General features: G+C 36.6%; 8 protein-coding genes. All 8 read right to left on the bottom strand.

Going from position 1 to position 25,560, the window contains the following annotated elements:
• Window positions 1-259: 259 nt before the first annotated feature.
• Complete coding sequence (locus ACFRAK_RS25920; RefSeq protein WP_387602094.1) at window positions 260-991, bottom strand: thioesterase II family protein; 732 nt, start codon at window positions 989-991, stop codon at window positions 260-262.
• A gap of 19 nt (window positions 992-1,010) precedes the next feature.
• A complete protein-coding gene (locus tag ACFRAK_RS25915) occupies window positions 1,011-3,914 on the bottom strand; it encodes an amino acid adenylation domain-containing protein (protein WP_387602091.1) in 2,904 nt (967 codons plus the stop codon).
• Window positions 3,911-11,596 (bottom strand): amino acid adenylation domain-containing protein, encoded by a 7,686-nt coding sequence (locus tag ACFRAK_RS25910; RefSeq protein ID WP_394572785.1) that lies wholly within the window; start codon window positions 11,594-11,596, stop codon window positions 3,911-3,913. The genes ACFRAK_RS25915 and ACFRAK_RS25910 overlap by 4 nt, the downstream gene beginning before the upstream one ends.
• A 79-nt stretch (window positions 11,597-11,675) precedes the next feature.
• Window positions 11,676-16,394, bottom strand: a complete 4,719-nt coding sequence (locus ACFRAK_RS25905; protein WP_387602085.1) for an amino acid adenylation domain-containing protein — start codon at window positions 16,392-16,394, stop codon at window positions 11,676-11,678.
• Window positions 16,395-16,420: 26 nt separating this feature from the next.
• Window positions 16,421-16,687: a phosphopantetheine-binding protein gene (locus tag ACFRAK_RS25900; RefSeq protein ID WP_387602082.1), complete on the bottom strand. Its 267-nt coding sequence runs from the start codon at window positions 16,685-16,687 to the stop codon at window positions 16,421-16,423.
• An 11-nt stretch (window positions 16,688-16,698) separates the two neighbouring features.
• Window positions 16,699-24,237, bottom strand: a complete 7,539-nt coding sequence (locus ACFRAK_RS25895; RefSeq protein WP_394572784.1) for an amino acid adenylation domain-containing protein — start codon at window positions 24,235-24,237, stop codon at window positions 16,699-16,701.
• 12 nt (window positions 24,238-24,249) lie between these two features.
• Window positions 24,250-24,909, bottom strand: coding sequence for a hypothetical protein (locus ACFRAK_RS25890; protein ID WP_394572783.1), 660 nt, complete (start codon window positions 24,907-24,909; stop codon window positions 24,250-24,252).
• On the bottom strand, window positions 24,900-25,560 hold a 661-nt coding region (locus tag ACFRAK_RS25885; protein ID WP_394572782.1), incomplete at its 5' end, for a 4'-phosphopantetheinyl transferase family protein. The genes ACFRAK_RS25885 and ACFRAK_RS25890, both read right to left, overlap by 10 nt.

Here is a 25,560-nt window from a genome sequence, read left to right as displayed (position 1 = left end):
AAGAGAAAATTAAACGACCTGAGTCCGATAGAATACCGAACTCAAGTCTTAGAAGCTGCTTAAACTATATGTCTAACTTTATTGGGTCAGATCAAGTTTATCTACAGTATCAAAGGACTGAATAAATCAGTCCTTTTTTTAAATGAAGATTGGGTTTCATGGTTATCCAGGCCGATTATGCCAAACTTATATTAAATTATTTCGGCTTCCGAAACTAATTGGCGGAACATTTCGATTGTATTCAAGACAGTCCGCAGCCTTAAATCAGAACTTCACATCGACTATTGAGTAAATACTCTTGAATGATTTTTAAAACGTGGGACTGGTTTTGCTTTATATAGAAATGATCACCCTTTAATATATGCAATCCTTCAATATGTTCAATATATTCATTCCAGCTTTCGATACTCTCCTTCGTCACGGTATCATCCGAGCCCAAAAGCAAAACGGCTTTATTTCCCACCTTTTTATTGCGCTTCATTTCATGGTGATAGTTGGCTAAAACATTCAAGTCCGACTGGATTATCGGAAGGAATATATTCATGAAATCTTCGGTTTCCAGGAGTTCCTTGTTCGTTCCCCCGATTTTTTCAAGCGATTGCTTTAAACGTTTTGCATTAGAGCAATCGATTTGATCTACTTTATAATTTGGAGACGATTTACTTGAAATGAATATATGCTCTACTTTTTTAGCATGTCTCTCTTCTAATTTTGCCGCAATTTCATAGGCTACGATCGCACCCATGCTATGTCCAAATAAAGATATGCTTCCCAGTGTATGCATTTGATGCTTCGTTTCCATTTCTTTCATTAATATATCCGTCAAATCCACCATATGGTCACACAATGGTTCACTATATTTACTGCCATGTCCTGGGTATTCCAGCGGGACTACCTCTATCACATCATCATCAAATTTCCATTCCCTATAAAAAGATGCACTTCCCCCTGCATAGGGGAAACAAAAAATTGTCTTCTTCAGCCCTTCCATCCCCCTTCTCCATGATCGATTATTTCAGCATGAACTTCATGAAGCTTTCAACATACCCTGAATCGATTTCCGGCATTTTCATTGATAGCAATTCCATTTCCTTCTTGGTTTTGGATTGCAGGATTTCCGACTCTTTTAATTTTGTTGATTCATCAATTAACTGGGACAAAGCACTTAATGAATGAATCTCGTTAGATTGGGTCTTTTCTTTTAATGATTGTAACCATTCTTCCAAATCCATGTTGGAGTAAGGTATTTCATTTTTTTCGAAGAAGGAGGTCACGAATTCACTTGAAACCCTCTGATCATTGAACATATGATAGATCCCGAGCTTTTGATCCGCATTCAATCTTGATATTTTGTAAATGAACTCACTTACAAAGTCGACTGGCATCAATTCAAAATGAATTTCCTCTTTAAATGGCAATATCCTTTGTTCAATAAATGATTCAAAAACCTTGTACAACATATCTTTCTCGTTCCAAACCCCGTTTGAATTAGATGAAATCCTGCCTAATCGGAAAATATCGATGGTCAGTCCATATCCCCTTGCTTGAAGGAGCAATTTCTCGGCAACCCATTTGGACTGGCTGTACCCGATCATTAAATCGGGGGAGTAAACCAATTCGTCTTCCTCGTCCCATTTCCTTTCGCCGGTCAAGACAGAAAGCGTAGAGGCATAATAAATGTTTTTCCGGGTGTATGATGAAGCAAACTTAATCATCTCCACTACACCATCCACATTCGAAATCTTTGATTTGCTATATGGCTCGAAGAAATTCGTTTCGGCACCGACATGATAGACATGAGAAACATCATTGCTTAATTTCTCATATGTCATATCATCCAAACCAAATTGATGCTTACTAAGATCCCCTTCAATCACAACGATTCTACTTACGAAATCATCCTGCCAAAGACCATATTTCATTAAGGTATCTTTCAATCTATTTCTTGAAGGAAATCTAACCAAACAATAGATTTTGACATCTTCCAATTCCAGTAACAATTTATTTAATAGATGTGCCCCTAAAAACCCTGTCCCACCTGTAATCATCATATTTTTTTCAATCTCAACTGGTTTAGTGGATATTTCCCTTATTTTCTCCATTAACGTTGGAGCGAGCATGGAGTCCTTTTCCATCACTGCTTCCATGCTGCCAGCTGAATCGACTTTAAGTGCCTCAACAAACTTATTGACTGTGTTATTTTCCAATAATACTTGTAAAGTGGCCTCAGGAAGTACGGTTTCCTTCATTACATAGACCAGTTTTGTAGCTAAAATGGAATGGCCTCCATTTTCAAAGAAGTTGTCGTCCAATCCTAAACTTGGATTTCCCAATACATTTCTCCAAATCTCCAATACTTCTTTTTTCTTTCCAGTTTCTTGATTGGCTAAGGAAATTTTATTTTGCATGAAATCCATTTCCAATAATTTGTCTTTATCCACTTTACCGTTGGCATTAAGCGGGAAATCATCCACTCTGACAAAAAAATGGGGAATCATATAATTCGGCAATTCATTGCTCAGATAGTCTTTAATATCCTTTTCAGCGTTAACCGCTTTTTCATCTTTATGCTTGTAATAAGCGATAACATAATTCTCACCATTGATGTTTTTAACAGCAACTACTGAACTTTCAATCTTCATGTATTTATCAAGCTTTTCCTGAATTTCATTCAGTTCTATTCTAAAGCCGCGAATTTTCACTTGACTATCTTTTCGGCCTTTGTACAGAATTTCACCATTGTGTAACCGGACGCCATGATCACCTGTTTTGTACCACTTCGCCTGATTCAAATCATCCATGATCAAAGCTTGTTCCGTTAATTGCGGCTGATTTAAATAACCTCTCATGACCCCTGGTCCGCCAATGTAGATCTCGCCTGATTCCCCATCCGCTACCTCTACTTGTTCTTCAGATAGAATCTTGATTTCTACATTACTCAATGGCTTTCCAATAGGAATAACATCTACATCTTTGTCTTCGACCTCATGGCAAATGGCAAAAGTCGTGCATTCAGTTGGTCCATACCCATTAATCAAGGAAAAATGACCGATTGTTTGCTTCAATCTTTTCACATGGGAAACGGAAATTTTATCTCCGCCAACCACAATTTTCTTTAATCCTTCAAAAATTAATGGATCCTCATCAACCATTGCATTAAAAAGACCTGTCGTAAAAAAAGCTACATCCACCTTTCCAACGGATATCGCTTCTTTCCAATCATCAAAAGAAGTGAACTCATTCGACATCAAGAATAAAGTTGCGCCATTCAATAAAGCTCCCCATATCTCAAAAGTTGCGGCGTCAAAGCATGGGTTGGAAAATTGAGCCACTCTATTATTTTCGTATATTTCAAGTATCTCAGAGTTCAATACTAAATTGACTACACTCTTATGCTCTATCATTACACCTTTTGGCTTTCCAGTCGTTCCTGATGTATAGATAACATATGCGAGACCATTCTCCGAAGAACGGCTAACGGGAATGTGCCCTTCCTTGCTTAGTTCATTAATCTCAAATGGAATTGGCTCAATATCCAATTCACGGAGCTTCCCTTCTTGGCCATTGAACGATACAAAGAACCTCATATCCGTATCCGCAAGCATATATTCCAATCTTTTTAATGGGTAATTTTCGTCTATCGGAACATAGCAACAGCCTGACTTTATTATGGCAAGCATACCGATGATCAGTTCAATGGACCTTTTGCTTGGAATCCCGATCATTGTTTCTTCTTGAATCCCCAAATCAATGATCCTTTTAGCAAGATTATCTGAAAGAATATCTAATTCTTTATAAGTAATTTGCCTGCCATTTTCACAAAGTGCCGCTTTCGCCTGATTATCTTCCGCAACTTTAATAAAAGCTTCAGTTATTGACATCAATTTATTCGTCGTCATCGATTTACTTATCATCGGGCCCCAACTTTCAAGTGATTTATTAATTTACCAATAGATAGTAGTGTTTCATCTTCTGTTAGTTTCAAGAATATTTCCTGCATGGAATCCATAAAACGTAAAATTTCAATCTCACCGAATTTACTTTCTTTATAAATGATTTTATAATGCAGCTTGGATTGCACTACAGCTGCAGAGAACGTAAGATCAAAATTGGTCGATTCACTTCCAACTGAATCTTCAATCATGATTTGCGAATCCTCTGCCAGTTCTGTGCTTGGATAATTTTCAAATACAAATATATGTTGGAATAATTCCCTATCCCATGGAATTTCAGCGTATTTCTTTATATCCGTAAGTGAACTGAACTCATACTCTCTCATTTGTAATTGCTTGTTTTGAATTGCAGTTAGATAGGATTGCAAATCATCATCCCAATCGATTTTCAAAGTGAATGGCAGAGTATTGATCAATAAGCCTACAGCTGATTCAATATGCGGAATGCTTAGGTTCCTTCCTGAGCTTGTCACCCCATAGCATACCGAGTCGCTTTCACTTAGGTAGGATAGAACGATGCTCCAAACTCCTTGAACAACGGTATTAATGGTCTTTCTATGTCGCTTGGATAAATCTATTAATCTTTCGGTAAGCTCTTCAGGTACGCTATATTCAATAACTTTATCCGATGTAAAAGCTACCTTATCCGCTTTATTACTCACTAGTGCTTTTACTTGTTCGAAATCCCTCAATTCTTTATTCCAAAAAGCTGCTTCTTCCTGTTTATTAATATTCCTGACATGATTCATGACTTGTTTATAAGCATTCTTATGTTCATCACTGTCTTTTGTCGTATTGGATGTGTTTCGGTAACTATCCAAAAAATGATTAATGACAATTTGCAGGCTCCAGCCGTCTATTAAAGCATGATGATGTGTCCATATGAATTTATAGCGATGATCCGATAGCTGGACCAAAGTGATGTTCATGAGCGGACCATTCTCTAAATCCATTTGTCTGTTTTTGCTATGCTCTAAAAGGTTGTCTATCTTGGATCCTGATTCGTCTTCACTAAACATCGTAAGATCCACATGATTAAACACATAATAAATGTCATTAAGTATGATTTGATAACGGTCCCCCAATTGATTGCGCCTGAAAACGGATCTTAGAACATCGTATTTTCTACAGGTTTCATTCCAGGCCTCTTCTAATTTAGCCAAGTCCAGATCACCTACTAAATCAATGGATAGCTGTGAAATATATTCAGGACTTTGGGTTACTTCGCTATGGAATAACATTCCTTCCTGAAGTGATGTCACTGGGTAAATCTCTTCAATATTATTAAACTTATTTATGAAATGGGTGATTGTGCTTCCATCGACTATTTTCTCAGCTTCAAAATCCGTTTCTACAATGGAGTCATTCAAATCTGCACTTCCATGTAAAATTTTGTTTACGTGTACTTCAACTTCTTTACATATCATTCGGAAGCTCTCATTATTGCTATCACCAATAATATTCAGCATGAGTCTATTGTTTACGATGCTGGCGACAAAATTGAGTTTATATGGGAATTTATAGTTCGAATCGATATTGCTGCTATTGGTTTGTTCCATATCACCCGTGTTATTAAACTGGCCTAGATAGTTGTAACTCACAAGGCTATCTGGATAGTTATGATTACGATTGGAATTATACTTTAGGATTCCAAAGTCAAACCCTTTGTTTGGCACATTTCTCAATATGTTTTTTGTATTTCTTAAGGTTGAGCCCAAAGTCGCCATTCCTTTAATCCTTACTGGATAGATCGAGGTGAACCACCCTACCGTCCTTGATAAATCAATATCATCCTCAATATCCTCTCTTCCATGTCCTTCTAAATCGAGCCAAAATTCATCGATTCCCATTCGATTGGAAAGCGCATGTGCGATAACGGATAATAAAACTTCATCAATCGTCGTTTTATGTTTTCTTAAAGTGTTTTTGATGAGGTTTTGTGTTTGGGCCTCATCCACTTCTATTTTATACATGTTTTCAAAATCACACGTTTCTCCTAAGTCTTCCGTCAGCGGAGAAACTGGAACATTCATTTCCTTTTCCCAATATTGAACGGCCTCTTCCGGTAGGTCAGTGTTCTTGTATTCATTTAGTTTTTCGGACCATTGTTTATAAGAAGTCGTTTTTAGAGGCAGTGATGGTTCTTGTTCATTCTTTATTTGTTGATAGCATCTTTCGAAATGTTCAAGAAGTATCCTCCACGAAACACCATCAACCACAAGGTGATGAATCACCCAAAAAACCCTTACCTCCCTTTGATCCCTGAATAAAAGGAACTTCATCAAGGGGCCATTGTGTATATTCAAGCTTTGTTGGGCGTTTTCTTCTAGCTCATTGATTTCCTTCAAGCTTTTTTCATCTTTAAAACTTGAAACATTGTACTCATGAAAACCGCATACCGTATCAGCATTTGAAATATTGCCGATATATGAATCACCATGTTTTTCAAATAATGTCCTTAAAACATCGTGCTGATCAATTAATTTCATGATGATTTTTTTATAGTGTTCAGACGTCAACGTATTATCCTTCATCAAAACGACTGACTGATTCCAATGATGGACATTCTCATGGTTTTCATTAAAAAACCATGATTGAATTGGCGTCAACGGGACATAACCTGATACTGTTTCTTGAACCACTTGTTTTTGCTCCAGCTCATTTACAACATTCCCTAGCTCACGGACCGTTTGGCATTCAAATAAATCTTTAGGAGTTATAAATAAATCCTTTTCTTTTGCGGCAGAGCATATTTGAATACTGATGATTGAATCACCGCCACATTCGAAAAAGTTATCTTCCGGTCCTATAGTCGGATCGTTTAAAACATTTCTCCAGATTGTCAGAAGTTCTGTTTCAGTTTTGGACAATTCTTGCACATCCAGCACTTTTTCCTGCCTCTCATCAAACTGTTCGGTCAATTTCGGCAGGGATTTCCGATCGACTTTTCCATTCGGCGTCAAAGGAAATTTATCCAGTTGCATAAAATGAGCAGGAATCATGAAAGCAGGCAGTGTTTCTTTCAATCTTCTTCTGATTGAATCTATCGAGACCTCATCATTCACCGTATAATAAGCAATTAGCCTTTTATGCTCAAATCCATCTTCCATTACCGTTACATAACTATCCTTGATTTCTGCTATTTTTCGTAATGAAACATTAATCTCCGATAGTTCAACACGGTAACCCCTTATTTTCACTTGATCGTCCGCCCTGCCTACATAAACTAATTCCCCAGCTTTGTTATGCTTAACTAAATCCCCAGTTCTGTATACTTTTTCGGCAGGGTTGAATGGATTGGTTACGAATCTTTCATTTGTCAGGCTCTCATTATTCAAATATCCCCTTGCTAACCCAATTCCTCCCACGTAAAGTTCACCAACTGACCCAGCCGGCACTAGTTTCCGATTTTCATCCAACACAAGTACAACCGTGTTGGTCAAAGGCTTCCCGATCGATACGACGAATTCATCTGTAACATCCTCATTCGGGGGAAACATTTTAAAACTTGTACATACCGAATATTCCGTAGGCCCGTAGCCATTGAAAAACGCTATATGTTTAAACTTTGAAACGAGCTCAACTGGACATTCTGAACCTGCAGATCCCAATACTTTAATCGTGCTCAATTCAATGATTGGCAGTTCTTTCAACACAGCAGGGGGTAAAATGATATGAGAAATTCCTTCACGCTTAATTTGTTCAACAAGTTTACTCATGTCAAATTGATTTTCTTTATCTACACTTATATGCAGCTCGGCACCGAATAATAGTGTGCTGAAAATCTCTATGACGGATGAATCAAAATTAAACGTGGCGAATTGCAGCACTTTAGCTGATGTGTCTAAACACATCATTTCATTTTGGTTATAAACCAAGTTAATGATTCCACTATGTTCCAACATGACTCCTTTTGGCCTGCCTGTCGTTCCCGAGGTATAAATGACATAAGCTAAGTCACTCTGATTCGCAATGTGAAGATTCGTTTCCATTAACAAATCCGATTCTTTTTCAATATCTTCAAAATATATTATTTTGGATGGGTCAATCAAACCATTCTTTCCGAGTTCTTTGTGACTCAAGCAATAGGAAATGGACGAATCTTCCACCATGTAGCTTAATCGTTCATCAGGATAATGAGGATCCAATGGGACATACGCAGCACCAGCTTTAATTACTGCCAACATCCCTGTCACCATATCAATTGATCGATTCATATAAATTCCGATTCTTTCTTCTTTAGAAATCCCTTTGCTTAGTAAATAGTGTGAGAGTCGATTGCTCTTATCATTCAATTCGCGATATGTAATGGTTCTCGGACCATCAACAATGGCTATCTTATCAGGAAACCTCTCAACAATTTTATGGAAGGCTTCCGGGATTGTGTCATTGATCCCCTCAAAGCGAATGGTTTCTCCCTGCCATTCTTCCAATAATACTTTTTCCTGCCGCTTACTCACGACAGATACCTTGTCAATCGATCGTTCAGGCTGATAGGTAATTTTCCTAATCCAATCTAAGAAATTTTCAGCTAGTGTTTGAATCGTTTGTTCATTGAAGATCCCTGAATTATACTCAAAAGCGAACAAAAGCTTATCCTCATATTCCTCTGCAGCTAAACTCAAATCGAATTTTGCTGCCTTTGATTTCATTACTTCAGGCGTTATCTTTATGTATTCACTTTCAAATGAAGCTTTGGCATTATTTTGTAAAATGAAGACGGTTTGAAATAATGAAGTGTTCGCTAAATTTCTTTCAGGGTTAATAACTTCAACAATTTTCTCCAATGTCATTTGCTGATGATCATAGATGTCGATGATATGGTTTGTATTTCTTTCAAGAATCTCTTCGAATGTTTCCTCAAGTCCCAGCTTTAATCTAAAGGGCAGTGTATTGACAAAATAACCTATCGATTTTTCTGTTCCTTCTATCATTCTATTCGCCAAAGGACTGCCAACGATGATATCGTTTTGACCTGTATATTTTGCTAGAAAAGACTGATACATCGTTAGCAGCGTCATGAATAATGTAGAGTTTTGTTCAAGGGACATCCGCTTTAAACCATAGAGCTCTGCACTTGTTAGTTCCACCATGAAACTACTGCCATCGGTGCGGTTTTCTTTTGTACGTATCGTATCTAAAGGAAGCTCCAATTTAGGTAATTCCCCAGTTAAGTTTGTTTTCCAAAATAGCGATTCTTTCTTAATGTTATGTTCTAACCAGCTTTTCTGCTCAAAGGCAAAATCCTTATATTGTTTAAAGTCGTTTTCAAGGATAAGTTCCTTTTCATTCACTTCACTGTCATAAAAAGATAACCATTCGTCTAAAAATATACTCACTGACCATCCGTCAAAAATGAAATGGTGGAGATTCACAAATAAAACAGACTCTTTTTCGCTCAATTTAACCAGTTTCACTGTCATGAGAGGACCTTTTTCAATTTCAAAGATTTCCGACTGGACATCTTCTTCGATTTGCAGCATGCGAGTCGATTGCTGTTCGGGCTTTAATGCAGTTAGGTCGATTTCATCTATTTTAATGTACAAATCTTCCTTGATTTCCTGATAGCCTTTCCCGGCATTTTCACGGACGGTGGTCCTTAAAATCTCATGTCTATTAACGACATGGTTGACTGTTTTTTCCAGAATTGAAATATCCACTGCACCAGTAATTTTATATTTCTGAGGGATATTATAATTGGTTGTCTTACCATTAAGTTTTTCGTTGAACCACAAAGCCTCTTGATTACTGGATAAAACATGATCTTTTTGTTGTGCTTCACTGTGATCTATGTCATGATCTGACATTTCATTAATGATGAAGGCCGTCAACGAATCGATTGTTGAATTTTGAAAAATATTTTTCAAGGTTAGAATTTGATTGTATTCTTTGTTTAATTTCGTCAATAACTTCATGGCTAAAATCGAGTGTCCGCCCACTTCAAAAAAATCTGCATTTTTATCGATTTGACTTGTTGATAAGACTTCCAAAAATGTCTTTTCCACGAAAGATGAAACTACTTCCGTTTCATCTTTCGGAGGCGTATTCACTTCCGGAAAGATCTTATGACTTAGCATTTTCAATGTAGGATTTTCAAACAAATCGGCTAATTTCATATTCGCATCAAGTCTTTTATTTATTTTGGACACCAATTTCATGGCTGTTATCGAATGCCCGCCCAATTGAAAGAAATCAGAATCCTCATTAATCTCACTGTCCAAGAAAAACTCTTGCCATATTTCTTTAAGTTCTTGATTAACGGATGTGGATTCAATCTTATTGTTACTTGTTGCTTGATGGTTCTTACTCACCTTACTTTTTAGTTTTGAAAAATCAACATCGACATATATTTCGTCAATTTGCTGTACTTTTGTAATTTGATGGGCAATCTGCATGAAGGCTGATTGGATATCATTTACTAGTGAACGTTCTAGGAAGCAGCGATTAAAATATAATTTGCATTTAATCGTATCTTTATTATCTTGGGCTTGTAATGATAATGGAAAGCTATGCGTCTCTTTCCCGCCTTCAATTTCCCAGTTAATTTCAAATCCATCGTTTTTCGCTTCCGGATAATTTTCATAAACAAATAAAGTTTCGAAAATGGGATCTTCCTTTTTTAATTTCGTATGCCTTTTGATATCCACTAAAGAAATTTGAGAGTAATCCAGCATATTGTTTAATGTTTCCTGGAAGCGTTTCAGTAAATCAGTAATGCTATCTGTATCGTTCATTTCAGCTATCATCGGGATCGTATTAATGAGCAGCCCAACAATTTCTTCGGATTTGAATAAGTTATTCGACCTGCCAGAGCTTACAATTCCAAAGACTATTCGATTTTGATTGGACATTTCCTTTAGGACGATCGACCAAATTAACTGTAATAATACATTCATCGTTACATGGTTTTTGGCGGCGAATTCCCTTAAAAGCTCACTCTGTTTTTTATCCAGCTCCCAAAATAGATCATTTTCCTGCTGGTTTTCCTTCACATGCTTCAGAGCTGGGAATGTGATTGTCGGCTGCTCAATATCCTTTGCCAGTTCTTTCCAAAAACAGTTTAGATCTTCCGCATCGATTTTATTCATGTACCGGATAAAATCTCCATATTGCTTTGGTTTTTCAATAAGCCGTTTGGATTCTTTTCCTACAATCCGGCTGTAAATAACGAAGAGTTCATCGATGACTATGCTGGTACTCCAACCATCCAAAATTATATGGTGATGAGTCCAAATCAAGATATACTGATTTTCTTCAATTTTCACTAACTGGAGTTTCATCAAATTGGAGTTATTCACATCCATCTCCTGGGATTTGGATATCACTCTTTGAATTTCATTTGATTGATCATGTTTACTCAACTCTGTCATATCGATTATTACTGGTTGATAATCCATTGCATTGAATACAACCTGAACATTGTTTTCGATATTTTTAGAGATGACCTTCATTCTTAATGCTTCATGACGTTCTACAACCTGGCTCCATGCCTGGAATAATGCATGTACTTCAAGAGCGCCCGTTATCCTGATTCGCATTTGAGAAATGTAAAGGTTCTCTGCTGTATTGTTCATTTCCAGTTCATAAAGGATTCCTTCTTGAAGCGGAGTTAATGAGTAGATATTCTGAATAGATTTCTCCAATTTTGCGCCTCCCGATTCCATTTACTTGTGTCATCCATATCTGCCGACTGCAATCATTCTATTAAACTCTTTAATCCCCTTATTTATTGGAATTCAATATATGAAACAAATCTTCCTCAGTAAGCATCGCATCTGGAAAATCACTTTCTATTAAAGAAGCTTGGTCAAATTCAGTTCCCATGATTTCCATGACGACATTACCAATAGCTTCTATTATTAAGTTCATCTTTTCTTCAGCTAATTTTGAGATTATTTTTATGAATAGTTTTCCGTCCTGGATCAATGCCAGGAAATGGATTTTTGGTTTTTTTTCAAACTCACCAAAGTCCCTGCTATTGGATGAGTCAAATTGGGAGTCCAATTTTCCTAAATAATTAAAAGTAACGTGGATATCCGGCTCCTTAATGACCCCAGGTCGTAAATATTTGATAACGCCATAATCAAAACCTTTATTTGGAATTTCCCTTATAGCATTCTTCGTGTTTTTTAAAGTGTCATCAAACGTCTCTCCTGAATGCAGCAATATCGGATACATCGCAGTAAACCAGCCAACAGTCCGAGTAACATCCATTGTTTCATCCGCCATTTCCCTGCCATGCCCTTCTACTTCCATCCAGAAGTTCTTCACCTCAAAAGATTTTTTCAAACTCTTTGCAATTAATGACAACAATACTTCTTCCACAGTCGCTTTTGATTGCCTTGATAATTCCTGGATCAATAATTCAGTTTCTTCTTCACTGAAAGATTTCTCCATTGTTCTTTCTTCTTTAGCTATAAAGTCTTCCGCTATCTTAAAATCCGTTAATTCACTTTTTGTTTTTTGTTCCCAATAACGGAGTGTATCAGGGTCCATCAACGATTCATTATATTTTTTCAAGAAGTTTGACCAGTCTTTGAATGATGAAGTTTTATAAGCAAGCTTCCCTGTTTGGTTGTTCAATGCTTGATTATGGAGAGCATTGAAATCTTCAAGTAAAATTCTCCAGGAAACAGCATCAATCAATAAATGATGGATTACCCAAAAGAAGCGATACTTGTTTGATTGTTCTTTTAAAACAAGCATTTTCATGATCGGTCCATTACTTATGTCCAATGAACGCTGAGCCTTACTTTCCCATTCATCTCTCATTCTTATTCGCGTTTCCTCATCTAAATGATGTATATCCTTATAGACTAACTCCCATGTTTTATGTTCTGAGTCTATATTCCCGATATATTTATTTTCATGTTTTTTAAATAGGGTTAACAATCCATCATGATGGTCCACGATTTGAGATAGAATTTTTTCAATGTCCTCCATTTGAGCACAGGAATCTTTACTAAAAACAATGGACTGGTTCCAATGATTGATGGAAGTCGTATGTTCTGCAAAGAACCATTCTTGGATGGGGGTCAGTTCCACATTCCCCCTAGTGGCTATTGGTTGAATCATGACCTTATTTTCGGTTTTCGCGATCGCTGCCAGCTCTGCTACCGTTTGATTTTCAAAAATGGTTTTTGGACTGATGATTATATTTTCCTGCCTTGCTAGAGAACATATTTGAATGCTCTGAATGGAATCGCCGCCAAGTTCAAAAAAGTTATCCCGGATACTTATGTCATCCAGCCCTAGTACTGTCTTAAAAATCTGAAGAAGCACTTTCTCATTGATCGTCCCAGGTTCTTCCAATGTATTGCTTCTAGTTACGGGTACTGGTAGAAGCGCTGAATCAATTTTCCCATTTGCATTTAACGGAAATTTGTCCACTTGCATAAAGAAAGAAGGAATCATGTAACTTGGTATTCTCTCTTTTAAAAATGCTTTTAGGTGGTCATAATCAACTTGTTGTTTGGATGTGAAATAAGCGATTATTTGTTTATTTAAGTTTGGCTGATCCTGAACCTTAATGAATGAGTCACTTACTTGAGGATACGCATTGAGATTGACCGAAATCTCATCAACTTCCACCCGGAAACCTCTTATTTTCACTTGATTATCTTTACGCCCCAGAAAAATCAACTCACCATCGCTCGTGAATTTTGCAAGGTCGCCGCTGCGATATAAACGCTTTCCAGATTTAAAAGGATGATCAATGAACTTTTCTTTCGTTAAATCATCATTATTCACATAGCCAACAGCTAACCCTTCACCGCCAATATATATTTCCCCTGCGGCACCTATCGGGACAAGCCTTTGCTCCGGACTTAGTAAATAGACATCAGTATTCAGGATAGGTTTGCCTATCGATACTTTATTATTAGCAGTCTCATTGTTTTCGAACGCTTTAAACATTTCAATCGTGGTCCATACTGAATATTCCGTTGGACCGTAGGCATTATAAAAGTTTATATTTCGATAGCGATCCAGCAAAGCTATTGGACATTCAGATCCGGCCGAACCAACGAACTTCACATCAGATCCCTCAATATTGAGTTCTTGCAAAACGGCAGGCGGCAATACTAGGTGAGTTAACTTTTCACTTTTGATTTGATTTTCCAAAGCGAATAAATCAAACATCTCCTCCTTATTATTCCCGATATGCAACTCTGCACCATTTAATAAGCTTCCAAAAATCTCATAGATGGAAGCGTCAAAATTAAAAGTGGCAAATTGTAATACCCTGGAGGTCTCATCAAGTTGTAAGTACTTGTTTTGACTTATTATTAAATTCACTACTCCTCTATGGGATAACATGACACCTTTAGGTTTTCCTGTCGTTCCCGAAGTATAGATTATGTAAGCCAGATCGGATGGCGCAATCGATTCGTTACAGCACTCGGTATCCACGTAATGGACGGATTCTAGATTGATCACCTTAGCTATTTTTTTTAAGGCAGGAACCTCAATTTGATTCGTTATGCATATATCCATTTTCGAATCATTGATGATATATTCCAATCTTTCAGCTGGCAGCATGGGATCAAGCGGAACATATGCACATCCGGCTTTAATGATTCCCAACATGCCTATCACCATATCAATCGATCTGTTTACATGCAGGCCTACCTTATTGGAACCATTTTCGATATTATTTCTAAGCAATTTGGCAATCACATTTGATCGTTGATCTAATTCCCAATAGGTAATGGACTTACCATTATCAGCAACGGCTAATTTGTTTGAATGCTTCTTAACGATTCTTTCGAATATGGAGGTGATCGTCTCATTTTGATGTGCATCCGAAACCTCACCTTGCCACTCAAATAACAATTGATTCATTTGATTGTCATCTAAATGCTCCAAATGACGTATAGGTTTGTCTGCATTTCTGCAAATTTGGAATAACCATTTTTCAAAACTCAACATGAGTCTTTCAATTGTTTCCCGTCTAAAAAGTTCATCGGAATACTCAAACTCTAGGATCAGGTTATGGGAACCTTTTACTTTTATGGTCAGGTCATAATTTGAATAAGGAATTTCGAATTTGTCTTGTTCAAGAGTGAAGAATGAATTGCCAAAGTTCCCATCAAAGCTGTCTTCCATTGCCAATGCTGTTTGGAACAATGGGGAATGGCTTAGATCCCTGTCTGGATTAATGATTTCAACGATTTTTTCAAATGGAAAGGCCTGATGTTCCAATACATCCAAAATCACTTTACGATTTCGGTTCAATATTTCATGAAATGATTCTGTTGCATCCACGGTCAGCTTCAATGGCAGCGTATTGACAAAGCATCCAACTGTCCGGGCAAATTCTACCTGGCCGCGGTTTGCCACGGTACTCCCGACAATGATTTGATTCTTTCCGGTATATTGACTTAAAAACACTTGATAGGCGGTCATCATAAAAGCATATAAAGTCGTGCCATTCTCCTTTAAAACCCTGTCTATCAATACACGGAGTTCGTCCGTTATCGCCATTTCCAGCCTTCCACCTGAGTATGAAGGTGATTTTGGACGTTGAAAGTCAAATGGAAGTTCCAATGCTTCTTCCTCTTGATCTAAATAACTTTCCCAAAACCTCCTTTGGCTTGGCGTACTTTCCTTGACCCACTCCTTATGCCAGACAGCATAATCTAAATATTGCATGTCCAGAGGAGGAATATCCCCAACCTTGCCCGTTTGAATTCTTTCATAAATCTCCATTAACTCTTCGAAAAAGGTGACAAACGATACTCCATCAAAAATGATATGGTGGAAATTGCATACTAAATAATGCTTTTCTTCGTCAATTCGAAATAGTTTCATATTAAATAAATGATCATTTTCCAGGTCGAAACATCTTTCCATTTCTTCAGTAAGATGGGAGGTGACCATTATATTACTGACTTCGGGATCTACTTCCCGACAGTCCTCATAGGCAATTGTGTTTCTGCTTTTTTTTGATAAGAATTGAAGGATTTGATGTTCTTCACCCTTGAAATTGGTTCGCAATGTTTCATGGCGTTCAATCATGAAATCCAATGCCTGTTGCAGGTCATCGATATCCACTATGCCATTTAAAGTGAATCTAAATGGCATATTGTAGAGCATTTTCCTTTCATTCAGGCTGTCAAACAGATACATTCGATCTTGATTATGAGATAGCATCCCTTCACTTTTCCCACGTTTATAAGGCTTATTTACCTCGACTTCCCTCATGCTGATAAGCATGTCCAGAAAACTTGCCAGTTTTTCTATATTCCATTGACTTGAAATGATTTCCGGTGTTAATTGAATACCAAACTCCCGTTTTATCGAAGACAAGAACTCATCTTTTTTTTCATTTGTGCTTAGTGATTCATTCATATCCTCCATTAGTGAGATTTCAAAAGTTTTGATAACAATTGAAATCAAGTTTAATAGCCTATCTTCCGTTTCACTGATTATCCTGTTCATAGAAAAACACCTCAATTCTTTTCCATTCAACCTAACTTGTTAATATCATCCAATTGTTTAATGAGTACGGATAGTTCCTGGATGGTTGATTGTTCGAACATCACTTTGATTGGCAATTTCACTCCCATGTTATTCTTCACCATTTGAATGAATTGCATGGCTAAAAGGGAATTCCCGCCTAAGTCAAAGAAGTTGGAATCTGTACCTATCTTTTCTTGTTCTAAAACCTCTTTCCAAAATCCTATAAGTTTTTCCTCAATTAACCGTTCCTTCACAGCAATAGTTGTTCCCATATATATTCCCCTCACTTAACTTTCATTTTTTCTAACATTTCGCTTAAGATTCGATTAAATATAGAAAGGACTGATGACCTTAACTTTGGAGTGACCGCTGCCTCATTAAACTTAATTTGAACACTTGAACCAGGGGTGACGATAATGACGATTGGATAATGGGTCGTTTCCCGTCCTTCTTTCAAACTCACATTGATTTCATCATTATTAGCTAGTACCATGGGATAGTTTTCAAAAGCATATAATGATTCAAACAAATGACTCTCCAAATTAGCCCACTCATAAATCTCTGATAATGGTGTATTCTCATAGGCACTTAGTTCCAAAAACTCTTTTTGAACTTCATCGAGCAGCTCAATGTAAGTCTTTTCTTGGCTGATATACTTTATAAATGGCACAGTATTGATAAATGGACCCACCATGGCCTCAATATTCCGGACTGGGATATTCCTGCCGGATGTAACTACGCCGCAGCATACATTTTCCGTACCTTTTACTTCTTTTAAAGTGGCTAGCCATATTGTTAGAAAGAAAGTATTCATGGTAATCTTGTATTCCTGACAGAATCGTTGAATGGTATTAATCAATTCCTCATCCAGTACTTTCAAGTAACCATCTTCAATGTATCCCTCGCCTTCCAATACTCCCGTTATACCGGATCCGGAATTTCGGACACCCTCCAATTTTCCTGCCCAATATTTCCGCAGCTCCTCATTACTCGTATAATCTTTCATATATTCAACATACTCTTTAAATGAAGCACTACCGGATGATGATGGTGTTATTGAATGATAAGAATTAAAGATGTCATTAATAACCATCGAATAACTCCAGCCATCCATAATAATATGATGGAATGTCCATATTAATTGGTATTCATTGTCCGTAAGCTTAACGATCATGAAACGATTCAACCTATTGTTCTCGACATCTATCATCTTATATTGATCCGCTAACAACTTTTCCAGCTTCTCTTGTTGTTCCATCAATTCTTCATATTCAATCTCGGTATCCATTGAATTCATTAGCAGTTGGTGGAATAACCCTTTTTTACTCGAATATAATTTCGTTTTTAAAATGTCATGTTTCCCTGCCGTTGTCGCAATGGCATTCTTTAATTTTTCGACGTCCAGGAAACCTTTAATAGCAAATATGAGTTGCACTTTATACTGGCTGCTCTCACTATCAAACAAGCTATGGTACAACATCCCTTTTTGCAAAGCAGTCAATTCATAAATATCAACAATTCCTGTTTCTTTGCGCAGTAGTTGGTTAAGTTCTTCTTCAGGCATATCCAACAATGGAAAGTCCTCCGGACGGTACATCTGTTTTACCAATTTTGTTTCTTCTTCCAATGTCCGTAGCAATTCCGGCAAATTGCGTTGAATATATCTCTCAAAATCTTCTCTTACGAAATGTCTGTTATAATTTATTTTTATAGTTTGCTCTTCGTTCACTACAAGCAATTCAATATCGACTTCATGCTCGGTATAGGCATTATGTTGAATATCTTGTTCACTAAAAAAGATGACCTCTTTTGCAGCCAATTCATTACTTTGATGAAATCTGCCTAAATTATTAAAACTGATAATCGGCTTATTTTGTTTCATTTGTGTCTCGCCACATAATTCGGTCAGGATCCCATACTCGATCCCTTTATTAGGCAGTGTCCTTAACTTTTTCTTTGTACCTTGAATCGTGTTCGAAATGGTTTCTTTATTTTCTATATAAACCGGGCACATGGTCGTAAACCATCCTACTGTCCTGGACAAATCGACACCTGCAAATAATTCTTCGCGACCATGTCCTTCCAAAGTGAAATGAATATCCTTTTTATTAAAATACTTCCCGATTAGCGATGCGAAAATGGATAAATATATTTCATCAATGGATGCTTTATACGCTTTTGTCATTTCATTATAGATTTTGTTTGTAATCTCTTTATTCAGCTTCAATTCAAATGATTTTCCATCGTAAACATTCCCTGCTTTGACTAGGGCACTTTCGTTTACTGCATCATGTTCATTCTGCCAGTACTCTTTAATGCCTAATGGAATGCTATTTTTGTATTGGTTTAGATTATTCGACCATTCCTTATATGATGTCGTTTTATTATCCAGTTTTAGTTCTTGATCGTTGATATCCTGAATATATAGCCGGTCAAAATCTTCGATCAAGATTCTCCAGGAAACCCCATCAACAAGTAAATGATGAATGATCCAAATGATTACATGCTCATTTTGGCCAGTATTGATGCATTCAATTTTCATCAGTGGTCCGTTTGAAATGTTCATGCCCTGCTGTGCATCGTTCCCGAGTCTAGCTATTTCCCGTTCCTGTCCATCTTTATTCATATTCGATAGATTTACGTAATTCATAGTCCAATTTTCAGTCGGGTCGATATGCTTTTCCACTTTCGAAAATGCTTCATCTTTTTTGAACCTTGATCTCAGCACATCATGATGTCTAACGATATGAGCCATGATCTTTTGCATCCGTTTCTCATTCATTTTCGGGTAGCCCTTTAACGTTACAGATTGATTCCAATGATTATAATCATTTATTTGTTGAGTGAAAAACCAACTTTGAATAGGTGTAAATGGCGCCTTTCCAAAAACATCGGACTGATTTATCGTTAAATCGCCCGTCAATTCCACAACCTTTGCCAGCTCTTCGATGCTTTGTTTTTCAAAGATGTTTTTTGAAGTAATGAAAAGATTTTCTTTCTTGGCAAGTGAACAAATTTGAATGCTTAGGATGGAGTCTCCTCCACATTCGAAAAAGTTATCAAAGATGGTTATTTCCTGATTATTCAGCACCTCTTTCCATATCTTTAACAATTTTTGCTCCGTTTCATTAATGGCACTTTTATTGTCGGTTCCTTCCGTGTTCGTTTTAGTATCCGGCAGGCTCTTCATGTCGACTTTGCCGTTAACGGTTAGCGGAAATGACTCCATTTTAATGAAATAAGAAGGAATCATATATTGGGGAAGATGATTCTTCATATAATCCCGGATATAATTTTCTTCCAGGTCATTGTCGGAGATATAATAAGCAATGATGAATTTCTTTGCCTTAGATTCATCTTTTATCGCTATATAGCAATCCTTTATACCTGTACATTTATTTAGAACGGCACTGATCTCGCCAAGTTCGATACGATATCCCCTGATTTTCACTTGGTCATCCGCTCTGCCTGCAAATAGTAAATTTCCATCCTCGGTATACTTAACTAAATCTCCTGTTTTATATAGCTTCCTTGAAGGATTGAACGGATTTGGGATGAAGCTTTCAATGTTTTTCTCCGGATTATTTATATATCCTCTTGCAATGCCTCTCCCGCCGATATACAGCTCCCCTATTTGACCCTTAGGAGTTGGCTTCATCTTGGTGTTGAACACATATGCTTCTGCATTTAAGATCGGCTTTCCGATCGGAATCACTGTATCATCACTTGGAAGTACCTTATATGCTGTAGAAACGACGGTGCCCTCAGTCGGCCCGTAATTATTATATAAATCAAAGTTCAAATGATTGGGTATCGTTTTTAAACGATCTCCCCCTGTCAAAATGGCTCTGATTGATTCTGGAAATTTCATATCGTTGATAAATAATTGCTCGAGTAGTCCCGTTGAAAAAAACGCGAGTGTGACTTTCTCCTTTTCTAACTTCTCCGAAAGGATTTCTACATCCAATAAATCATAGTAATCCAATATCAGGAGTTTATTCCCATTTGTCAGGTAGGGGAATATCTCCCAAACGGACGCATCAAAAGATGTATTCGATACTAGTACTGCTGCATCTTTTCCATCGACAGAATAATAATTGATATGCCAATTACAGAGGTTTGCCAACCCTCCATGTTCAATCATGACCCCTTTAGGTTTACCTGTTGTTCCTGAAGTATAGATGATATAGGCCAGATCACTTTCCGATATCTTTCTTGAAACGAATTCCTCGCATTCAATTTCCCGTTCTTTCAGTATGTCTTCGATACATATTAGTTTCCCTTCATCACCGGGATACTTTGAAAGTCCTTCTTCATTACTTAAACAATATGTGATTTGAGAATCCTCAATCATATGTTTCAGCCGTGACTCTGGTTGTGACGGGTCCAAAGGCACATATGCCGCCCCAACTTTCATAATGGCTAAAATGGCCGTAACCATATTGATCGATCGATCCATGAAAATCCCGATTCTATCTTCTACATTTACATGGTTCCGGAATAATCGGTGTGCCACCTGATTTGCCCTGGCATTTAACTCGCTATATGTCACCTGGTCATCACCATGAACAATGGCAACATCATTGAAATTTGTGCTTACTTTATTCTCAAACCTAGCAATTACATCTTCAAAACGATGATCTTCCACTTCTTGATTTACATTGCCTGTACCCATTTCGATTATCGATCGTAACTGGGCAGGCTCTAAATAGGTGATGTCCTTTATCTTCTTGCTTCCCTCGGTTGTAATCTCTTGCAGCCAATACTGAAAATTACTAGCCATTCTTTGAATCGTCGCTTTATTAAATAATGATTTGTTGAATTCAAACGAAATGAATAATTCATCCCCATCCATTTCTTCTGCCTGAACAACTAAATCAAATTTAGCTTTAAAGGTATTGATTTTTTTCGGCTTTAACGTGAAATTTTTATATGACAGCTTTTCTTTTTGGTTATTTTGCAGGACAAATACTGTATCGAATAATGGCGTAGTTTCCATGGTTCTTTCTGCTGATAAATATTTCAAAATTTCCTTAGTAGGTAAATTTTGATGGTCAAAAACACCTGCAATATTTTTTATATTTTTCCGCAAAATTTCTTCAAATGAATCTTCCTGGGATACATTTAATTTAAAGGGCAATGCGTTGACGAAATATCCTATCAATTGTTCAGTGTCCACATGGTTTCTCTTTGCCAAAGGACTTCCGACGACAACTTCCTCTTCATCAAAGTACACTGATAAAAAGGTTTGATAGGCGGTAAGTAAACTCATGAACAAAGTCGATTTCGTTTTTTTATGAAGACTTTCCAGGTTGTTTTGAATTTCTTTAGGTAACAAAAAGCTGATAATATCGGAAGTGCTTTTACCTTCTCCGTTTTTTTGATGATCATATTGTAATAAAGACTTTTGCCGTAATGCAGTTATTTCATTACTCCAGAACTCATTATCCTTACCACTTACATAATTTGGCGAGTTTTTTTGCCATAAAGCATAATCTCCATATTGGATTGATTGGTTATTTCTATCATTTCGTTCACCATTCTTGATTTCCTCATAAATGGAAAACCAATCATTGATCATTAATGGAATCGACCAACCATCAAAAATAATATGGTGGATGTTACATAATAATTGATATTCACATTCATTTGTCTTCACTAGCGCAATCGACAAGAGGGGACCATTTCCTAAATCAAATTGCCGTTCCGTTTCTTCCTTCACCAAGTGATTTATTTTTTCTTCCTGCATGTCTAGAGGAATATCCGAAACATCGAAATAGGTAATGTCATGATGAATCGACTCATCGAAAACCAAGGTGCCCATTCCAGCTTCTTCTCTAATGACACTTTTTAAAATTTGATGTTTATTGCTTATCTTATCTAAAGATAGTTCCAGATTTCCTTCATTCATTTCACCTGATATTTCATACGAAAAAACGATGTTATATAACGACTTGTCTTCATTGGTTTGGTGAATGAACCACAAATTTTCTTGTTCATATGTTAAAGGGTATGTATTTCTGGCATTAATATAGATCGGTGTATAATCTTGCTTTACCTCTTCTTTTTGACGAGTTTCTATGACTCGGGATAATTTCATAATCGTATCGTTCTCCAATAAAACTGAAGGAGCCATTTCAATTTGAAATTGATTTTTAATATTGACAATTAATCTCATTATCGATAATGAGTTCATTCCGCATTCAAGTAGGGACTGATTATTTTTTATAACCCCATTGCCTATGATGCTACCAACCAATTCTCTTACTTTTTCACTAATTGTTTCATCCACTGGACTCTTGATATTCGATGGAGCTTCACAGTCTTTTATGACGAATTTGGGTAATAAGGATTTATCCAGTTTGCCATTTACCGTTAGGGGGATGTTGTCCACCTTGATAAAAAAGCTTGGTATCATATACGCGGGCAATGAACTTTTTACACTTTCCCTCAAATAATCAGCAGCTAATTCTTCATCAGCAACATAGTATAAAAATAAGTGCATATCATCATTAAACGCTTTATCCATCGTAACGACTGCATTCTTGATGTTTTTCAAGTCATTATACGAGCTCTCTATTTCCCCTAATTCTATCCTGAAACCTCTTAACTGCACTTGCTCATCATTCCTGGCGATATATTGCAGATCACCATCAACCAAAACTTTCACTACATCCCCTGACTTATAGTAGCGAACATTATCAATATCCGTAAATTTCATCATATTCATCATGGTATTTTTATAGTAGCCTAGCGAAACACCCTTTCCTGAAACGTATAACTCGCCCTCTTCATCTCCAGTTACTTCTTCTCCATTTTGATTCATCACCTTGAACCCAAGATGAGGCAAGACTTTTCCGATATTCGTAATTCCTTTTTCCACATCACTCTTAGTGATTTGTTTGTATGTAACATGCACGGTGGTTTCAGTTATTCCGTACATATTTATTAACTTTGGCAGCCTGTCATTTTCGGGAGAAAACCACTGTGTCAATTTCTTGAAGTTTAATGCTTCCCCTCCAAAAATGATGTATTTTAAACTTAATTCATTTTGTCGTTTTATGAGCTCACCAAACACCTCGAAGAAAGCGCTTGGTGTACAATTGAAAACGGTTGTTTGTGTACTTATCAATAAATCAACAAAGGATATTGGATTTCTGCTTTCCTCAAATGAAACCACTACAACTTCTCCGCCATATATCCAAGCCCCCCACATCTCCCAGACGGAGAAGTCAAATGCGTAGGAATGGAAAAATGTCCATATATCTTTATTATTAAACTCGAACAAACCATCGCAGCCTAAAAACAAGTTCATGACATTTTCATGTGAAACGCAAACTCCTTTAGGCTTACCGGTAGAGCCCGATGTGAAAATGATATAGGCAGGATCCTTTGGATCAATTAAGATATGGAAATTCTCACCGGTTAAATCATTTGAATTCTCTATCACTTCACCGAGGGTTACATAATTGCAATCAATGCCGCTAATCCGGACTTTATCCCCAATCAATAACTTCAATTCTGAGTTCTTTATTATATGCTTTACTCTTTCATCAGGACTTTTAGGATCGATAGGTACATAGGTAGCCCCCAATTTAAGGAGTGCTATGATTAAAAATAAAACATGCTCCGACTTTTCAATATAGATGCCGACATTATCACCTTTATTTATCCCTTTGTCCTTTATGTACATCGCCATTTTATTTGCCAAAATATTCGTTTCTTTATAAGTAAATTGCTTATCCTTATTTCTTACTGCAATATTGTCTCCATATTCCCTAACACTTTCTTCAAATAGATTCGCTAAAGAATTCATCTTCATCATTTTCCCCCATTATTTTAAATATGTGCCTGATGCAACTGTCAACATATGAAAAACTAAAGAAATTAAAGCTATTACAATCGTTATGATTATTGCATTCCTTCTCTTGGCGAGCGCCAACTTTTCCAAACTAAAACTGAATAGGATTAAACTGATAATGTAAAACAATTCAAACTCGGCCATGAAGGTGTGAAGGATGGAATTTTTATCATGCACGAGTAAGGATAAGCTAGTAAATGTCGTTTCCTTGCTCTTGACCAATAATGCGATTATTGCATTAACACCAGATCCAATGACGATGCATATCCCAGCATTTATGACAGCTTGGCAAATCCCTTTAATATTTACGGGTCTTTCTTTTAAAACTAAAAATAATAGGCACACAATTAATATTTGAATGATGAAAGTGACAAATAATCCTAGTGCCCCCATTACAATTGTATTAATGGCAAAACTCATGGCCCCAATCTCTGAAATGGACATGCCATTTAATACATTCAACCCTTTTTGATCCGCAGAATATAACAAAAGCGTCGTTTCGATACCTGCGATTAAACTGAGTAGTAATAACGAAATTATTAACTTATGAACTCTATCCTCTTTTTTAAAAAGATATTGTACTAATTTATTATTGTTTTTAAATTCAGCATTTGCTTCCATTTTTAATTCCATTGGTATTCCCCCTTGATTATTTTCGTAGAGTTTATTGGAATGGTAACGCTTCTTATTTCATCATTCACGAGTACGACCGCTGATTTGTACTGAGGAAAATTTTTATAGAAAAGCGAGATATTACCATGATCCATTTCAGCCTTGGAAATCTCATAGATTTCAAGTGGAGAGGTCAATCCCGTTTTTAGTATTTTTGATAGACTTTCTTTTGCACTAAAGAAAATTTCATTACTTAAAAGTCCTTCACTATCCTTAATCATCTTTTTCTCGGATTTAGTTAAATAGGTCTCTAAAAATTCAGAATCAGTTTTCGTTTTTGTTTCAATATCGATTCCCATTGGATGCATTTGATCAAAAATCAGTATTCCGAATGTTTTATCCGTATGAGTGATGGATATACCCATGTTCATGTTCATTAATAAGAACAGGTTATTAACAATAATCGGCTGTCCAAAGACTCCTTTCAACAGTGATACATTCTTTATTTCATCCAAACCTATATCTAAAAACTCCATAATTGCTTTTTTTCCAAAGTACAAACTTTTCTTTGCTTCGATGGTTCTTTTACCATTTTGCAAATTAAGATAATTCCATTCCTTTTCGTTGAAAATATCATCAATATAGTCCAAATTAACTGATTCCGCTTCATAA

The organism is Peribacillus sp. NPDC056705, from assembly GCF_043656335.1.
Note: the sequence above shows the minus strand (reverse complement) of the source record. Positions and strands in the feature narration are given on the sequence as shown.

Bases quoted from the DNA above. Each gene is read 5' to 3' on its own strand.
- ACFRAK_RS25920 (WP_387602094.1), bottom strand. From the start codon at position 991: ATGGAAGGGCTGAAGAAGACAATTTTTTGTTTCCCCTATGCAGGGGGA.
- ACFRAK_RS25915 (WP_387602091.1), bottom strand. From the start codon at position 3,914: ATGATAAGTAAATCGATGACGACGAATAAATTGATGTCAATAACTGAA.
- ACFRAK_RS25905 (WP_387602085.1), bottom strand. From the start codon at position 16,394: ATGAACAGGATAATCAGTGAAACGGAAGATAGGCTATTAAACTTGATT.
- ACFRAK_RS25895 (WP_394572784.1), bottom strand. From the start codon at position 24,237: ATGAAGATGAATTCTTTAGCGAATCTATTTGAAGAAAGTGTTAGGGAA.
- ACFRAK_RS25900 (WP_387602082.1), bottom strand. From the start codon at position 16,687: ATGGGAACAACTATTGCTGTGAAGGAACGGTTAATTGAGGAAAAACTT.
- ACFRAK_RS25890 (WP_394572783.1), bottom strand. From the start codon at position 24,909: ATGGAATTAAAAATGGAAGCAAATGCTGAATTTAAAAACAATAATAAA.